Origin of the sequence: Methylobacter tundripaludum SV96 (assembly GCF_000190755.2) — a bacterium.
GTDB classification, from domain to species: domain Bacteria; phylum Pseudomonadota; class Gammaproteobacteria; order Methylococcales; family Methylomonadaceae; genus Methylobacter_A; species Methylobacter_A tundripaludum.
Genome location: NZ_JH109153.1, coordinates 383,060 through 400,067, shown reverse-complemented (window position 1 = coordinate 400,067; position 17,008 = coordinate 383,060). Strand labels below are relative to the sequence as shown.

At 49.1% G+C, this 17,008-nt stretch carries 14 protein-coding genes; 9 read left to right on the top strand and 5 right to left on the bottom strand.

Features of this window, described 5'->3' with window-relative positions; translation table 11 throughout:
- The first annotated feature begins 24 nt into the window (after positions 1-24).
- From METTU_RS14940 to METTU_RS14930, 3 genes are all read left to right on the top strand, one after another.
- Positions 25-594 (top strand): carboxymuconolactone decarboxylase family protein, encoded by a 570-nt coding sequence (locus tag METTU_RS14940; RefSeq protein WP_006892596.1) that lies wholly within the window; start codon positions 25-27, stop codon positions 592-594.
- A 35-nt stretch (positions 595-629) separates the two neighbouring features.
- Entirely contained in the window at positions 630-3,329 is a 2,700-nt protein-coding gene (locus tag METTU_RS14935) for a cation-translocating P-type ATPase (RefSeq protein ID WP_006892595.1), read from the top strand.
- Between the two features lie 132 nt (positions 3,330-3,461).
- Complete coding sequence (locus tag METTU_RS14930; protein WP_006892594.1) at positions 3,462-4,844, top strand: hypothetical protein; 1,383 nt, start codon at positions 3,462-3,464, stop codon at positions 4,842-4,844.
- Positions 4,845-4,900: 56 nt separating this feature from the next.
- Here the strand turns inward: METTU_RS14930 and METTU_RS14925 are convergent, their stop codons facing one another.
- Positions 4,901-5,653: an Aq_1264-related membrane protein gene (locus tag METTU_RS14925; protein WP_006892593.1), complete on the bottom strand. Its 753-nt coding sequence runs from the start codon at positions 5,651-5,653 to the stop codon at positions 4,901-4,903.
- A 221-nt stretch (positions 5,654-5,874) separates the two neighbouring features.
- Here METTU_RS14925 and METTU_RS14920 point away from each other — a divergent pair, with 221 nt between their 5' ends.
- Together METTU_RS14920 and METTU_RS14915 are read left to right on the top strand one after the other, a co-directional pair.
- Positions 5,875-8,130: a copper-transporting P-type ATPase gene (locus METTU_RS14920; RefSeq protein WP_006892592.1), complete on the top strand. Its 2,256-nt coding sequence runs from the start codon at positions 5,875-5,877 to the stop codon at positions 8,128-8,130.
- A 420-nt stretch (positions 8,131-8,550) separates the two neighbouring features.
- The gene (locus METTU_RS14915) at positions 8,551-8,889 is read left to right on the top strand and encodes a hypothetical protein (RefSeq protein ID WP_006892591.1); all 339 of its coding nucleotides are present in this window, start codon (positions 8,551-8,553) and stop codon (positions 8,887-8,889) included.
- Positions 8,890-9,056: 167 nt separating this feature from the next.
- On the opposite strand, the gene METTU_RS14910 is transcribed toward METTU_RS14915, so the two are convergent.
- Together METTU_RS14910 and METTU_RS14905 are read right to left on the bottom strand one after the other, a co-directional pair.
- Positions 9,057-9,689, bottom strand: a complete 633-nt coding sequence (locus tag METTU_RS14910) for a pyridoxamine 5'-phosphate oxidase family protein (RefSeq protein ID WP_006892590.1) — start codon at positions 9,687-9,689, stop codon at positions 9,057-9,059.
- Positions 9,686-10,297, bottom strand: coding sequence for a TetR/AcrR family transcriptional regulator (locus tag METTU_RS14905; protein ID WP_006892589.1), 612 nt, complete (start codon positions 10,295-10,297; stop codon positions 9,686-9,688). Before METTU_RS14905 ends, METTU_RS14910 begins: the two co-directional genes overlap by 4 nt.
- A 116-nt stretch (positions 10,298-10,413) precedes the next feature.
- On the opposite strand from METTU_RS14905, the gene METTU_RS14900 reads away from it, so the two are divergent.
- From METTU_RS14900 to METTU_RS14890, 3 genes are all read left to right on the top strand, one after another.
- Positions 10,414-10,803 carry a hypothetical protein gene (locus tag METTU_RS14900; RefSeq protein WP_006892588.1) on the top strand — a complete coding sequence of 130 codons (390 nt, stop codon included), beginning with the start codon at positions 10,414-10,416 and terminating at the stop codon, positions 10,801-10,803.
- Between the two features lie 548 nt (positions 10,804-11,351).
- The gene (locus tag METTU_RS14895; protein WP_006892587.1) at positions 11,352-11,552 is read left to right on the top strand and encodes a hypothetical protein; all 201 of its coding nucleotides are present in this window, start codon (positions 11,352-11,354) and stop codon (positions 11,550-11,552) included.
- A 347-nt stretch (positions 11,553-11,899) separates the two neighbouring features.
- Positions 11,900-12,187, top strand: a complete 288-nt coding sequence (locus METTU_RS14890) for a hypothetical protein (RefSeq protein ID WP_006892586.1) — start codon at positions 11,900-11,902, stop codon at positions 12,185-12,187.
- A 560-nt stretch (positions 12,188-12,747) separates the two neighbouring features.
- Here the strand turns inward: METTU_RS14890 and METTU_RS14885 are convergent.
- Positions 12,748-13,707 carry a coiled-coil domain-containing protein gene (locus tag METTU_RS14885; RefSeq protein WP_006892585.1) on the bottom strand — a complete coding sequence of 320 codons (960 nt, stop codon included), beginning with the start codon at positions 13,705-13,707 and terminating at the stop codon, positions 12,748-12,750.
- Between the two features lie 686 nt (positions 13,708-14,393).
- Positions 14,394-15,752, bottom strand: a complete 1,359-nt coding sequence (locus METTU_RS14880; RefSeq protein WP_006889238.1) for an IS1182 family transposase — start codon at positions 15,750-15,752, stop codon at positions 14,394-14,396.
- Between the two features lie 343 nt (positions 15,753-16,095).
- Between METTU_RS14880 and METTU_RS14875 the strand changes: the two genes are divergently transcribed.
- The gene (locus METTU_RS14875) at positions 16,096-16,485 is read left to right on the top strand and encodes a glycine zipper family protein (protein WP_006892584.1); all 390 of its coding nucleotides are present in this window, start codon (positions 16,096-16,098) and stop codon (positions 16,483-16,485) included.
- The last annotated feature ends 523 nt before the right edge of the window (positions 16,486-17,008 follow it).

The following is a 17,008-nucleotide window of genomic DNA, read 5'->3' as shown; positions in this document are numbered from 1 at the left end:
CCGGAAGTCAAGCAGGAGAAGCGCATGAGAGTCACAGAAAAACCTATTTCCAGTTACCCTTGGTACCTTCGTCCATTCTTTTGGAATCAAAAAAGAAAATACGGACAAATCCTTAAGCCTGCATTGATTTGGGCCAGAGTCCCCAGGTTGTTTGCAGCAATAGCCCTGCTCTATGGGGTGCTGGATAGAAAAAGCAGCCCTATCGATCCGGTTCTACGCTCCTTGATTACAGTGAGAGTATCGCAAATAAACGAGTGTCATTTTTGTATTGATATTAACTCCGCCGTGTTGGCAAAAAGAACGGGCTCCATGAACAAGGTAGAAGCCCTTGAACAATGGCAAGCAAGCGAGTTGTTTGATAGCAAAGAAAGGCTCGTCCTGGAATATGCCGAAGCGGTGACTTATACCGAACGGCGGGTTGATGATGACTTGGTTCAACGCTTGCATGAATACTTTAACGAGGATGAAATAGTGGAACTCACCGGGCTCATTGCCTTTCAGAATTTATCCAGTAAATTTAACAGCGCCCTGGATTTACCTGCACAAGGGTTTTGCCGTTTACCAGATCGCAATAATGAAAAATCAACCGTTTAGCCTTGCCGTTCACCACTAATGAGGGAAACACCACTATGAACGCATGGCACAAACTATCGGTTACCGAAGCCGTAAGCCTTCTCGCGACCGATGTGGAACAAGGGCTTTCTGTCAATGAAGCGAAAAACCGGCTCACCCGGTATGGGCAGAATAAATTGCGCAAGGGCAAGCGATTTTCTGCCTTGGTCATTTTTGTCAGCCAGTTTAAAAGTCTGGTTATTTGGGTGCTGATCGGTGCGGCGGCGGTTTCCGCCGCACTGGGCGAAACTGTAGACGGCATCGCGATCATTGCCATCGTCATTTTGAATGCGATAATCGGCTTCATCCAGGAGTATCGTGCCGAGAAGGCGGCGGCCGCGTTGGCTCGTTTGACAGCGCCCCATTGCCGTGTGGTGCGCGGCGGTCATAGCGTGGTGGTCGATGCGACTGAAATTGTTCCGGGCGATATCCTGTTGCTGGAAGGCGGGGATTTGGTCGCTGCGGATGCTCGTCTGATCCAAACATCCGTTCTTCGTATCAACGAGGCGTCACTTACCGGCGAATCTCAGGCCGTAGGTAAGTTCACCGACGGCTTGCCTATGGAAACGCCTCTCGCGGATCGGAAAAACATGGCCTTCCTCGGCACTAGCGTAACGGGGGGAACCGGCCGTGCCTTGGTGGTTAATACCGGCATGGAGACCGAACTCGGCCATATCGCCAAACTTCTGGAGACCGCAGAAAGCGGAGAAACCCCATTGAAACGCCGACTCGACCGGGTAGCGCGTTTGCTGTTGTGGGCCTGTTTCGGCGTTGTTGCGCTGATTTTTAGTCTCGGCTTATTGCGGGGAATTGCGCCGTTTGAGCTGTTCCTGAGCGCGGTGAGTCTTGCGGTAGCGGCCATTCCCGAGGGGCTGCCTGCGGTGGTGACTGTCGCGCTCGCTTTGGGTGTGCAACGGATGGTGCAGCGCAATGCCTTGGTGCGGCACATGGCCTCGGTCGAAACGCTGGGCTGCGCCGAGGTTATCTGTACGGACAAGACCGGTACACTGACGATGGGTGAAATGACGGCCCGCAAGTTGATTACGTCAGACAGTTTGTATCGCATCACCGGCGAAGGTTACGGAACGGAAGGCGCCTTTTTTTCCGGCAACGTGGAAAACCTGCCGTCAAAAAGCCCGGAACTTTTCGCCTTGCTGTACGCATCGGCTGCTTGCAACGATGCCGAACTGACTTTAATAGATGGCCGATCTGAAGTCGTGGGCGATCCCACCGAAGGTGCGTTGCTGGTGGTCGCCGCGAAAGGCGGCATTACCCGCGCGGCTGTCGAGACCCAAATGCCGCGACTGGCTGCCGTGCCTTTCGATTCCGACCGCAAACGCATGACCGTCATCCGTAATCGGGAAAACCACCCCTGGGCGTTCGTCAAAGGCGCACCCGAAGTTATTCTCAGCCGTTGCTCCCTGATCCGTACCGATCAGGGAGTCAGAGCATTGACCGAGAATGACCGTAGTCGGCTGTTACAAGCCAATGCCTTATTGGCGCACGATGCCCTGCGTGTGCTGGCCGTCGCTGAACGTTCCCTGGACAACTTCAGTTTCGAAGAAAGTATGGCCGTAAATGATACGGAGATCGAACAGGGGCTTACCTTGTTAGGACTCATAGGCTTACAGGACCCGCCCCGAGGCGAGGCAAAGGAAGCTGTGATCAAATGTAAGCGGGCAGGCATCAAAACCGTGATGATCACCGGCGATCATCCGGATACTGCACGGGCAATAGGTCATGAATTGGGCATTCTGGGCAAGGGCGATGAAGTGCTCGTAGGAGCCGAGCTTGACCGCCTGGATGACGAAGCACTGAAGCAATGTGTGTCAAAGGTTTCGGTTTATGCGCGAGTTACCGCCGAGCACAAGCTACGCATTGTCCGCGCATGGAAAGCGCGGGGCGTAGTCGTAGCGATGACCGGGGACGGGGTTAACGATGCCCCGGCACTCAAGGAGGCCTCCATCGGTATCGCCATGGGCATCACCGGCACCGAGGTGACCAAGGGAGCTGCCGACATCATCATTACCGATGATAATTTTGCCACCATTGTCGCTGCCGTAGAGGAAGGACGGGGCATTTATGACAATATCGCCAAAACCTTGGCTTATTTGCTAAGCGGCAATACCGGCGAATTGATCGTGATGCTGAGCGCGGTTTTGCTGGGCTGGCCGCTGCCGCTGCTGCCGCTGCACCTGCTGTGGATCAACCTGGTAACAGACGGCTTACCCGCGCTCGCTCTGGCGACTGATCCGATTGAGCCCGGCGTGTTGAATCGCCCGCCGCGACGTTCCCAGGATGCGCTGTTCAACCGGGAGTTCCTTACCCTCACCCTGTTCACCGGCTTGCTGACCGCTGGCGTCACGCTCGGCGTGTTTGCCTATGAACTCTATATCGACAACAGCCTTGAACAAGCCCGCGATGCCGCTTTTACCGCCCTGGTGATCGCCGAGCTGCTGCGCGCATTTGGTGCGCGCAGCGAGCAGCGTACTATTTGGCAGATAGGCTTGTTTTCCAACATGCGCTTGTTCCTGATTGTGGAGGTGAGCTTCGCCTTGCAGTTGGCGATACACCATGTTCCCATGTTGCAAACGCTGTTTCAGATCGAGCCGGTTTCTCTAAATCAGTGCGTATCGTGGATCGGCGTTGGATTCATACCGCTGATTGTCCTGGAGCTGAGAAAAATCATCCGTCGCCCCCGGGCAAAGAAGGATTAAAATAAAAATAAAACTTCAAGCAGACATACAATCCTACGCTTTGGAAACGGAGTATGCAGGTTAAGTTAGCACCGAATAGAGAAGACTGAAAACCACTTAGCGACTAAATTCAAACAAACAATTGGGTGATTTATGCAAACTTTTTCTAAACGAAGTTACAAGTTGAATTATTTTCTGGCATTGCTACCGGCACTAATCTCAGTCATTTTATTAACAAGTCCGGAAGCAGAAGCTACACCGAGCTTTTCCCGGCAAACCGGTGAAGCTTGTAGCGCGTGCCATACTCAATCCTTCGGGCCCAACCTGTCGCCTTTTGGCCGTGATTTTAAATTGGGCGGGTATACAATGGGCGGAGGTAGCGGCACTGCTGCCAAACTGCCGCCACTCAGCGCTACGGTCATGGGGACATTCACCAATACCCAGAAGGATCAGACAGTACAAAGCCAAAGTCAGCCGGATGGAACGCTCCGATCCGGCTATAATAAAAACAATAATTTCACTTTTGACGAAGCGTCGTTGTTTTATGCAGGTCGTATTTATGGCAAGGTTGGTGCGTTCAGTCAATTAACATATAACGGCTATGAGGATCGACTTGCAATGGAACACACCGATATCCGTTTTGCCGATCAATTAGATTTGGGCGACACCCCAATTACTTACGGTATCTCTTTAAATAATAACCCGACCGTACAGGACTTGTGGAACACCACGCCAGCCTGGGGATTTCCTTATACCGGCAGCGGGGTACAACCTAGTGTCGGAGCGAGTCCATTGATTGACGGAGCACTGGGATCTCAAGTAGGCGGCGCTACCGCTTATACGATGATTAACAATCTGCTTTATCTGGAAGCCGGCGCTTATGGCTCATTTTCCAGCAATTTCCAGAGAGGATTCGGTATCGCCGGGCCTGACAGGGTCAGTCTCGACGGTCCTGCGCCCTATTGGCGTGTTGCTCTGCAACATGACTGGCAGGGTCACTATTTTGCGTTGGGTCACTACGGTATGAGTGCCGATGTTTTTCCCGGACGTGACAAGACTTTTGGCGCTAATCATTTTACCGATGTCGCAGTCGATGCGACTTACCAGTACATGACGAATCCGAAACATATCTTTGAAGTCAAAACGGCTTATATTTATGAAGATCAGAAGCTATCGGCAGATCGAGGGGCGGCATCCGATCCGACTACGGGTAGAACCTATCTGGCAACGTATAAAATCAATCTCGCTTATACCTTTGACCAGACTTATGGTTTGACTTTTGCGTATAACAAAATAAACGGATCACATGCTCCCCTATTTGACGATGTGGGTAATATCGTTGCTCAAACCAGACCAAACAGCCAATTCTATACAGCAGAACTGGTTTATGTTCCATTTGGCAAATCCAATTCGTATTCATATCTGATGAATTTGCGTACCAGCTTGCAGTATATTGGCTATTCTCAAGCCAATGGCACAAATACTGATGCTCAATTCAACAACACCTTCATGGTGAATGGTTGGTTAGCTTTTTAACCTGAATCTACCCGACTAAACATCGGGTAGATTACATAATTCCTCATAAAGCTCGATTAAGTGTTCGGATTATGTTTTTTTGCCGGTTTCCAAGGAAGTATCCACATCTGGTATAAGCTGATGAACAACATTGCTGCTGAAGCTAATGAATAACCATAGCCGCCAATAATCGTAATCCAGGCGAATTCAGGGTTCAGCTTGGTGAGCCACCATGAAATAACATCGATAATCAGGAAGGCAAATGGAATCACTACCAACGTAGCCTTGATCCATTCCGGAATTCCCACCGCAAATACAAAAATCGCTCCCATCAGCATAAATATAAAGGCAATGCCAAAAAGATGGACATGTGACACTTTTGTCAGCGAGGTAAAGGAAATTCCTGTATCAATACTGGCACGCTGCTGAACATTTTCCAGTTTGGAAAAATCCGGCAAGGAAGATGCCGCATGGTGGCAAGCAGTGCAATGGGTCTCAAATATATTTTTAAACCTGGAATCCCAATCTTTGGCCGGAGCGCCTGCACGCGCCCATTTGATAATTTCAATACGTACCTGCGGTGGCGCATTATTTTTCATAGAGCCATTAAGCTTGGCTTCCAGGGTTGATCCATTACGATTACCGTAATAACTGTAAACAATGTCGTCTACGGATAGTCCAGGTTTGCCATCAGCCATACCGTGGGTCAGCATAATTTGCGCACCCGCCATCAGTAAGCCGAAGCCTATGGTCAGAAGGTAGCCAGTGAACAGCATCTTTATTGATAAAGGTAGCCAAGGCAGGCCTTTTTGGAGTTCTTTATAATTCATTAAGAGGGTATCCTGTGGACATATCAGAAGGATAGACAGGCATTGTAGCAACTGACATTTGCTTTTCGTTAAAATGTTTTAATTCGAGTTCTATTGCCCGTATCTGTCAGGGCAATCGCGCTGTGTTATCCCGATGACGCGAAGTAAATAATACGTATTGCCAAAAGCATGAAAACCGGATCTCTGATTTCATCGTGTTACGAAAACTATAGGGTAAGACAATGACAAAATATGTTCATGAAACAACTTATACCTGCCCCATGCACCCTGAAGTTCGCCTGGAAAATCCTGGCAACTGCCCAAAATGCGGGATGCCCCTGGAGCCGATGGCTCCGGTGGAAAGCAAGGTTGTCGAAATTCATACCGAATATGTATGCCCGATGCATCCTGAAATCATCCGTAGCGAGCCGGGTTCCTGTCCCAAGTGCGGCATGGCTCTGGAACCTCGAGATGTTTCAGGGGAGGAACAGGAAAACCACGAACTCACCGATATGAGCCGAAGGTTTTGGGTCAGTACTGCGCTGTCGATACCCGTGTTCATTTTGGCGATGGGCCACGATCTGATGCCGGGATTGATTGCTGGCGACTTTTTCACCCACTGGTTGCAATGGATTGAATTTGCTTTAGCCACGCCGGTGGTTTGGTGGGGCGGCTGGCCGTTTTTTCAACGCGGCTGGCGTTCCATCATCAATCGCAATTTAAACATGTTTACGCTGATCGCATTGGGTATCGGCGTCGCTTGGGGCTACAGCGTGGCAGCAACATTTGCGCCGGGCATTTTTCCGCCAACCATGCGTAATTCAGACGGCATGGTGGCTGTTTATTTCGAGGCAGCCGCCGTCATTACCGCATTGGTGTTGCTGGGGCAAGTGTTGGAATTACAGGCTCGAAGCCGCACCAACCAGGCTATCAAGATGCTGCTGGAGCTGGCGCCGAAAACAGCGCGTCGGGTGACAGGCGACGGCAAGGAAGAGGATATTTCTCTTGAACAGGTCCAACCGGGCGATGTGTTACGGGTCCGGCCCGGCGAAAAAATCCCTGTGGATGGTGTCGTGCAGCAAGGTTACAGCAGTGTCGATGAATCGATGGTGACCGGCGAGCCTATTCCGGTGGAAAAAAATGTAGGTGATAGGCTGATAGGCGCTACCGTCAACGGCACCGGAAGCCTGCTGATGCTCGCCGAAAAGGTCGGCGGCGAAACACTGCTGGCTCAGATCGTGAAGATGGTCGGCGAAGCACAGCGCAGCCGGGCACCGATCCAGAAACTGGCGGATGTGGTTGCAGGCTGGTTTGTACCGGCCGTTGTCATCATTGCCATCATTACCTTGATCGTCTGGTGGCAGTGGGGGCCGGAGCCACGTTTGGCTCATGCGGTTGTTAATGCGGTAGCTGTACTCATTATTGCTTGCCCCTGTGCGCTCGGTCTCGCCACGCCGATGTCGATTATGGTCGGTACCGGCAGGGGCGCTCAGCTGGGGGTATTGATTAAAAATGCCGAAGCGCTAGAGATCATGGAAAAAATAGATACGTTAGTGATCGACAAAACCGGCACTCTGACAGAGGGTAAACCCCGTCTTATGTCAGTTATAGCAAGCAAGGATTTTTCCGAAGAAGACGTGCTGTATCTCGGCGCAAGTCTGGAAAAAGCCAGCGAACACCCGCTTGCCGATGCCATTGTTAAAGGCGCCGAAGAAAAGGGCATCAAGCTGGCTGCCGGAGAACAATTTGAATCGGTAACCGGTAAAGGTGTTCGTGGCAGGATTTCAGGCCGCCAGGTTGCGCTGGGCAATGCCCAATTAATGGAGGCGCAGAATATCGATACAACGCCTTTAAAAAAACAGGCTGACGAACTCCGTCAGGAAGGGCAGACCGTCATGTTTGTTGCCGTGGACGGCAAGCTTGGCGGTCTTGTCAGTGTCGCCGATCCCATCAAATCGTCAACGCCGGAAGCCCTGAAAGCCCTGCACGAAGCAGGGATAAAAGTCGTCATGCTGACCGGCGACAACAAAATTACGGCCGATGCGGTGGCAAAAAAACTCGGCATAGACCGGGTCGAGGCGGAAGTGTTGCCCATACAGAAAACCGAAATCGTTAAACAATTGCAGTCTGAAGGCCATATAGTGGCAATGGCGGGCGACGGCATCAATGATGCACCGGCATTGGCGCAGGCACACGTAGGCATTGCCATGGGTACGGGCACCGATGTCGCCATGGAAAGTGCGGGTGTCACGCTGGTCAAAGGCGATCTGCGTGGCATCGCCCGGTCACGGCGGTTGAGCCAAGCCACCATGAGTAATATCCGCCAGAATCTGTTTTTTGCTTTCATCTACAACGCCCTCGGCGTTCCCGTTGCAGCCGGTGTGCTGTATCCATACTTCGACATTTTGCTTTCACCGATGATTGCGGCGGCAGCAATGAGTTTTAGTTCGGTTTCAGTCATCATGAACGCTCTGCGACTGCGAAAATTATCGCTTTAAAACATCATTTATCTAAAAAAGCGATTATTTGGATTCGAAGGAGATGTTAAAGATAAACGTTTTAGATCGCTTTATTAGGGTGCGTTTATGGGTTTTTAATGCACATTTATTGTGCGAATAGAATTGAGTAGAAGACAAAAAATGCCTAACGCATTGATTTATTATAAATGGCACTATTCGTGCTTTAAAAAATAGCTGTGCGGACTGGGTTGATGCCCTATTTTTTGTGCATCAATCCGCGAGCTATAAATCCCAAAAATCATTTGGGATTTTGGTGATGTAAAGCATTCAGCTAAAGAGCGGGTTACCTGATAGGTAGCAGCGCCTATTGATCGAAGAAGTTGAATTCTCTATCCTTGCTTAACAACCTGAAAAAACGATGATACTTTAAATTTTTTTGAATTATTTAGGAGAAAAACCATGAAAAAAAAGTTACTGATTGCCTTGCTTTTAACTGTTGGCTTAGTGTCGGCATGTGCCGAGATGAACCCGCATCCAATGGATATGAACCTGGCCGTGCAAAATGCGTCATCCAAAGCCGATCATGAGGCGCTGGCGAAACACTATGAAGAAGCAGCTGAAGAAATGCGGCTTAAAGCTGAGGAACACAAGAAGCTTCTTAGTCAGTATCAGTCAAAAAGCTATCTCTACGGTAGACAGGCTGAAGATTTTAAAGCGCATTGCGAAAGGCTGATTGATGTCTATGAAAAAGCCGCCGAGGAAAACTTGAGCATGGCAAAAATGCATCGTCAGATGTAACGCTTCAAATCAGGATAATTAGATCCCTACAAACAGTCTTGATGGAATAAACTGAAATCAGCGACGATTAAAGTACCACCAAGACTGCTACCTACCATTATTCAGGTCCTAAGGCGCGCACAGCGCGCCCTACGCACGCAAGAAAAACTCAAGATAATTTGTAGGCTCTAGTTACGGTTTAACGCCGCCGCGGCATCCTGCTCGTTACCGGCCAGATGCGCGTCGCGGGGCGGCAAGACGTCGGCGACGACTTCCAGACGCTTCCAGGCCGGTGCCGGTGTTTCGCAATGTTGTTTGGGAACGAATGACGACTCTTCGACCAAGGTCATTTTGTGGATATAGCGCGGACAGTTGGGGAACATTTCCCGCACTTTTACCCGCAACACCAGTTCCGCTTCGGGCCAGTGATTTTGCAAAGGATCATCGTCCTGAATGAAAGCGCTGCCGTTTAAACGAAGACGGGCTTGGCGCTGAAAGTCGACGAACAACAGGCTGACATGCTCGTTAACCAATACATTGCCCGCCGACAAGTACATGCCGCTGCCGTCGTAAAGCGGAAAAGCCAGGGTTTGTTCATCGATAACCTTGACCAAGCCGACGCTGCCGCCTTTGTAGGAACAGTTAGGACGTCCTTCCCGATCGACGGTGGCGAAGAAAAACATGTTTTGTTCTTCGATAAACGCCTTGTCTTCAGGGCTGATTTGGCCGCTGACAATCGCATCGACGAGACGGTCGGCCATGGGCCGGGTATCGAAACGGTCTTGCAGTTGTCGACTGCCTTCATGGAAAAATTCACTCATTGCTGCTCCTGGGTGTTAGTGGTTGATAAGGATAAGTCGGGAATATAACTTAAGCTTCCTTCGATAAGAACTATGGCGGCCTGCTTGGCCTGTTCGGCGGAACCTGAATGGCGCTTCATCTGTTCCGAAACGATGGCGCCTTCGACCAGCAGGCTTAATTGCAGCGCCAGACTTTCCGGCGATTTAGAGCCGCACTGTCCGGCCAGATCGGCAATATAGCTTCGGAAATGGTCGTAAAACTCAGCAGACACCTGATGCACCGGGTTACCTTCAAGCGGAAATTCGGCCGCGGCATTGATAAAGGCGCAACCGCGAAATTCGGGAACAGCCATCCATTCGCCGATGACATCAAAAACCGCCAGCAGCTTAGCTTTGGGCGTATCGGCCTTGGCGTCAACCTGTTCGACAAACCAGACTCGAAAATCCTCATCCCGCTTGCGCAGAAAGGCGAGCACCAAATCGTCCTTGGACAGGAAGTATTTATACAGACTCATTTTTGTGGTGTTTGCCGCTTTGACAATGGCATCGACGCCGGTCGCCCTGATGCCTTGGCTATAGAACAGCTCTGATGCGGCTTGCAGGATTTTTTCTTGCAGATTTAAGGTCATGGGCGAGGGCAGTAGAAAACAGGTTGATTGTCACTATACCGGTCGGTATACTGCAATGTCAATATACCGACCGGTCAGTATATTTTTTATAACCAAACAAAAAATGGGATAACACGATGGAAATATTATTAATTGGCGCTGTGCTGATGGTTTTTGCCGTTTTGGCTTCGGCATGGCTGATGACCTTTGCAAGATGGTTCCCTGTCAAAGGCATTGATGGCGAATTCCTTACCGACTACAAAACCCTGATCAGAGCGCATATCGATTTTGCCTTAATGGCGTTGTTTTGCCTGGGGTTTTATGCGGTCAAAGTGCCGTTATCGGTTACGGCTTGCTGGCTGGTGGTGATCGGCGGGATTACCAATCCTTGCGTGTTTGTGATTGCGGCATTTGATCCTGCTTTTTGGGAAAAGACAGTCTGGAAAGTTTACTCGGCTATCAGCTTTGTTGTCACAACGATAGGCTTTGGCTGGGTGGGTATCAGCTTGTTGAATTACGCCGTGTAGTCTCTGTTTAAATATTTACCGATTACATCAGAACAGACAGGGCAGGGCCGTTTTTGGCCCTGTCTGTGTTGAACTATTCGGTCAGCCGTAGGGCACCCGTGCGCGTTTTAGCTCCCAAGGCGCGCGCAGCACACCCCTACCCATCGTTGCCATTGGACAGGCTTAACATCGGTTAATAAATTGTAAAACTCTGAACTAGATCTGACAGATTCAAATATTATCTTGGATTGAGTCGGACATTGACTGTCTCGGTTCGTCTAAAACCGGATAGTCAGTGAAAGGTCGGTGAACTTTACGAATTATTTACATGCATATAAAAGCCGCCGATTTTTTGAGTTAGTAAATATAGGTATCATTACATATTGTGTATTCAGTTCTGAATATGTATTGTTGAACCGTGGGCGGGGTGATGGATTAGCAATTTTTGACCTGATAATGTATGAACATTTTCGGCCAATTGCAGACCTGTATATCATTTTGTCCAGTCAAGCGCCCCCTTTTGAGGAAAGGCAACAAAATATAGTTAAACAAACTACGAGGATTTTAAAATGGCTGAAGAAAAAGAAAAAGACTACACATGGTGGATCGCTGGCGTTGCTATTGCTGCTGTTATTGTTTTAGTCGTGCTGCTGAAAAAGGACGAAACTAAGCATTTGCAAAGTGGTGCGGTAGAGCAGTTGCAAACTGAAACCTTCAAGAATATAGAAAAGAGAAAAACCAGCAACGTCACTGGTGACGTAGGTAATTGAAATACTCACCCCCGTTATTTTCATAACGGGGGTGTTGTTACTTTATGTTGATTCCCCTATCGGTAAGTGGTGCCCAGCGGGAAGTTCGTTTGCGTTGTTAGCACAGCACAAGCTATTGATTTATTGAGCAGCAATGACCAACGAACTTCATGCGGTCCACTTAGCATTTACTCTAATTCAGCACTAAAGCCGTTAAAGAAAATCTGGTATGTAGCATTAAAGCGGCCCCCAGAAATCCAGACACCAGTTAGAGCAGACAGGGATAGTTTCTTTGGTTCCACCTACTACCTGCATGCAGGAAAGCCAAGCCCAGGTAGATTTCTTTAAGAATTCCTTAGGAGACTATCATGAAAGCATACATTCTTTTGATAATCGTTGCCCTTGTATCGTTCAGCCCTTTTGCATTAGCCGTTGAAGAACAACAGCAGCAACCCTTGACCGAAAAGGAAACGCAGGAACGCCTGAAGCAGCTGGAAAAGGAAATAGACCAAATGCGCAAAACGAAGGATCCGCAACAGCGTAGGCATATGATGGATGAACACATGGGACATATGCGCGGCATGATGAATGATATGGGTTGCTGCGCTGAGGGTGAGGGCCAGCATGGGATGCAACAAGTGGTGCCTAAGCAATAGTGCTGCGCCTGTGTTATGAAATCATTTGTGTGGTTCATAGACATCATTGCAATATACTTGCTGTCTATGAATCACACAAATCATTGCCTATGGCAGTACCCTAACCATTACATCAGCTAGGGCTGCCAAATTCGCCGCATCGCTCTTGGTTTGGCAGCCAGCTAGCATCCGTTATCCCAGTTTAAAAATAAATCTAGCTGTATCTCACCGTCCGGTTTGGGTCGAACTGAGACAGTCAATGCCTGATGCAGCATAGACTCATTTTAGAAACTGTCAGATCAAGTCCAGAGTTTTGCAAATAAATAGCATTAAAACTCTTCCCAATCCGTCATTATCAGCAGGCTGTAAGTGTAATTGCAGTCTGTCATTGGAACGGAGATAGTAATGTAGATCGGATAATATTCCGGCTTTTAAGCTTAATCAACGCAGTAAAGCGCGCCCGTAGGATGCAATAGCATAACGTATTGCGTCGCATGGCGAGATTATCATACGGCGCAATATGCGATAAAGCTGCTATTGCGCCCTACAGGCTGATGTTCAAGTAGGTAAGGAGACTCTTGTTAGCACTTAACCGCAGCAAAAGCACGCGATAATACAATTCTGGCATCGAGCATTGATTTTTTCGTATCTTCGGCGGCGTTGCTAGCCTCGGTTTTGGCTTGTTCGATACTGAAGGAATGATCCTGGATGCGGGCTGAGGCCTCTTGGGCTTGCTCGTACAATTTTTGCGCATCATCACGCAGCCTCTGTGCATCATCGCGAGCCTGTTCAGCCAAGCGCTGGGAATTTTGAGTTTCCGAAAGCGCTTGTTGCAGTTGTGATAATACAAACTCGGCCTGAGCACGAAGACCCCGTATCCTATCTATCTCTGTTTGCGCTTCACCGCGCTGTTGTTCAATTTCTTGAGCGCGACTGGCCGACTGCTCACAAAATTGGGCTGCTTGGGCGGCGTGTTCCTGAGATTGGCTCACTGTCTGGCCGGTCACATAGGCAGATGATTGAGCGTCGCTGGCAAATCGAGCGGCTTGTTGTGCTTCATTTTCCGCCTTAATGGCTGCCTGGGCTGCCGATTGGGCGCTGCCGTTTGCATCCTGAGCTGAGTTACCGGCATTTTCAGCATGTTGTTGGGCTTGCTCGGCACAATCTTGCGCGGTCCGTGCAGAAGCCTGGCTTTCAGTCGCCGCATGTGCGGCTGTTTCGGCGTGGGTGCTGGCTTGTTGCGCTTCATCCTCTGCCTTGCCAGCTGCCTGGGCCGCTGTTTGGGCGCTGTCATTAGCACTCTGAGCTGCGTTAGCCGCATTTTCAGCATGTATTTCAGTATGATGGAGAACTAATGCGGCTTGATGAGCGTGCTGATCAGCTTGAACTGCACGTTCGGATGCGGCTTGTGCCTGTTGTTCGGCGGCTCGTTGGGATTGTTCAGCAGACTGATAGAAATCTTCGCAACGGTTTGCCGCCTGTCTGGCGCGTTCAGCTTCTTGGTTAGCAATTTCGGATGCTTCGGAAATATATTCGGACATGAGCGTTACCTTCTTATTTGGGTAATTTATTATGGTTTAAGGCTGATTGGATTCTAACAGTAAAAGTATTGACTGAACAGCATCTTGCATTGTCTTGATTTTTATCCCTTGTTTTGCCCCTGCATGGGTCGGAAATTTCTCGCCATGTAGCCGGGTAGGTCGGACAAGCTGTTTATGCCTGACTTGGCTAACGCATTTAACTGAAAAAACCGACGCTGATAGTGGTAAGTTTTGGACGTTTTATTTACGCGCTTAGTTCACGCGGGGCGATCCAGCTCAGCATGAACCTTCCTGAAATTATTCCTGTCTTCATCTAATCTTAATCAAACCAACAGGTTTCCTCTCATCTTGTTTATGTAATCTTTACGCTGTCGTAACGAATTGTGCATAACGTTGTGTCGCGATGACTTTTGAGATGAGCGATTTTGACCGTTCATCATTGAATACAGACAGAATAAGGATATTAGCGAATATGTCACTCGCTTGAATGAGTAATATCGCGGGTTACGCTCCATCCGGAATTCACGCCGTAGTCAATTGTCCTCAGTTTCAGCTCTAGGAGGCTGTCGGATTAATAGAGCGAGCCTCCCCACTTAATCACGATTAAAATTTAAAAAAGTGGTTTATTGGGATTTTTAATGCCCATAGTTCTGTTTTATGGGCAGCTCAATGCTCTTTTTCCTCTCTCACCCTCTTAATACATGCATTCTTTTTAAATTCCAGCCTATACAGACTAAATTCCATTCACTTTGGACGGATTCCAGGCCTCGAAGCTGGAATTGCCTGAATCCCTGGACGTGTTTAATGATGCCAAACACGGTTTCGACAGTAGATTTTCGCTTGCCGTAGAGTGCTTTGCCCGCTTTGGTTGTTAAGCGATGGGTCATGGCCTCAACCGGCGGTAAGGTGCTTTCGCCTATTTCCGGCTGATGCTGAAACCGGGCGTCAAGGGCTTGGTTATGGCTTTGCCGCTTTTGGGCGATGTACGGTTTTATCTTTGCATCAGCACACGCCTTTACATTGGCTTGGCTGAAGTAGCCGGTGTCGGCCAACAGGTTGTCAACACTCCCCAAGCATTCCGGGAGCTGTTCCAGTTTGGCTAAGGCCGGTTCGATTTCTTGTTTGTCGTTGGTGTGTTGGGTGATGTGATGAGCAACGATCAGGTGGGTGGCAATATCAACACTGGCTTGGGCGTTATAGGCTTGTTCAAAACCATTAGGGGTCGGCATGATGCGGGACTCTTCATCGGTCAGGCTGACTTGATCTTTACCTTGAGGCGCATCGGTAGGCGCTTGGGGGGCTTTGCCGCCCATTTTCTTGCCGGTTTCACTCAGGTGTTGTTCACGCTTAGCCTGCTTTTCGTCATACTCGGCCTTTTCTTGCGCGTAACGCGCCTTGGCACGGGCCTGGATTTCCTGTTTGGCTTTGGCAATCACTGCTAAACGGTCTTGGCGGCGTTTGAGTTCCTTGGGTACATCCATGTCTTCTGGAAGCGGGGAATTGTCGGCGGCTTCAGCCAGTTTCATCAAGGTTTCAACTTCCTGTTTGAACTGGGCTTCCAGTTGATTGGCGTAATCCCAGCTCAAGGCTTTATGCTTGCTGGCATTGGCTTTAATCTTGGTGCCGTCCAGGCTCACCGTACCCAGCTTAAGCAGCCCCAAGGTTTGTGCAAGTACCAATATCTCGACAAATAGGCTTTCGATCTCTTTGCCAAAGCGCTTGCGAAAGCTGTTGATGGTGTCGTGATCTGGGTTTTCGTTGGCGCAGATGTATTTAAAGGCCATCGAGTCATGAGTGGCTTTCTCCAGTTTGCGACTGGAAAATACGCCGGTCGCGTAACCGTAGAACAGCAACGCCAACAGCATCGCCGGATGATAGGGGCGCTTTCCTTTGCCCGCATAGACGGCTGATAGCGTCCGTAAATCCAGTTGATCGACAATCTCGACAACAAAACGGGCCATATGATCTTCAGGCAAATAATCCTGAACACACGGGGGCAGAATGTAGGGGGTATCGCGATCAATCAGGATGAATTGGGTAGCCATTTTTGTTTTTTGATTTGGTGTTTCGATAGGGTTATTTTAACACTTTTTGCACTGCTAAATCCGACAGTCTCCTAGTAATTCATAAAGGCGGCCACCCAAGCCATTTCTAAACTATGTTGTCAAAAAGCGTGAAAAATATGCCGGTTTTGCCGGAAAAGAGCGTCAAAACTTACCAGAGGCCTTTGTTATCTTATTGTTATTAAAGTACATTCCGACGTATTTAACTGAAAAAACGACGCCGGAAGCGGTAAATTTTTGGATGCTTTTTTACAATCAACGCACCAAACATAAATTATAAAATTTTATTTAACGATTGAAATATGCCCTTTTTTTGGAGAAAAACATGAGAAAAAATAATTTAGCAACAATGTTGGTGCTTTCTGCATTAGCCACTGGGTGCGCATCTATGAGTGGCTGGCGTCCGATTGTCGATCCTCGCATGGACCAACATCCAGAAACCGCTCAGCGCGACATGGTAGAGTGTAAGGCACTGGCAGATCAAGCATCGGATATCACCAAAGAAATCGGTATGGGCGCGGGTGTTGGCGCCGTTACTGGTGCAGCTGGCGGTGCAGCTGTTGGCGCTATAGCGGGTAGTGCTGCAACAGGTGCCGCAGGTGGTGCTATTTTGGCCATTCCCGCTGGATTGTGGAAAGGTTATGAAGCCAATGAGGACTTTAAACGAGCATTCAAATCATGTATGCGTCAGCGCGGCCATACACTGGTCAACTAAAGGCAACCTTGAAAAATACAGTTCAGCCAAACGCACTTACTATGCTCCGCAGTTTAAAGAGCCATCGCTAGAACCCAGCCCGCTTGATTGACGAGTACACGTCGAAGAAATTAGGGCGATACGGAATGGAGACAAAGACTTGGGTCACCGTTTAAAAGCTTTCTTCTAATGCAATCAAACAATTGGCTATTAATGCCTGATGCAGCTTAGACTCATTTTAGAAGCTGTCAGATCAAGTCCGGAGTTTTACAAACTGACGTTACGCACGGTCTAGAACCGTCGTGAAAAAGATAGATCGCAGTCAGGAAATATCTTGCTCTGTGTCTGGGAATATCCGCCGTAGGGCGTGCCGTGCGCGCCTTGTGAACTAAGGAACAGGCTTAAGCAATGACCATGAAAGGCTGAAGATTTCAATCCTTCATGGTTTAAAAATAAAACCAGCTTACGTTATTCATGCTCATTGCTAAGGCGCGCACGGCGCGCCCTACTCACATCCGTCGCGGTCATTCAGTGAAGGGGCGTT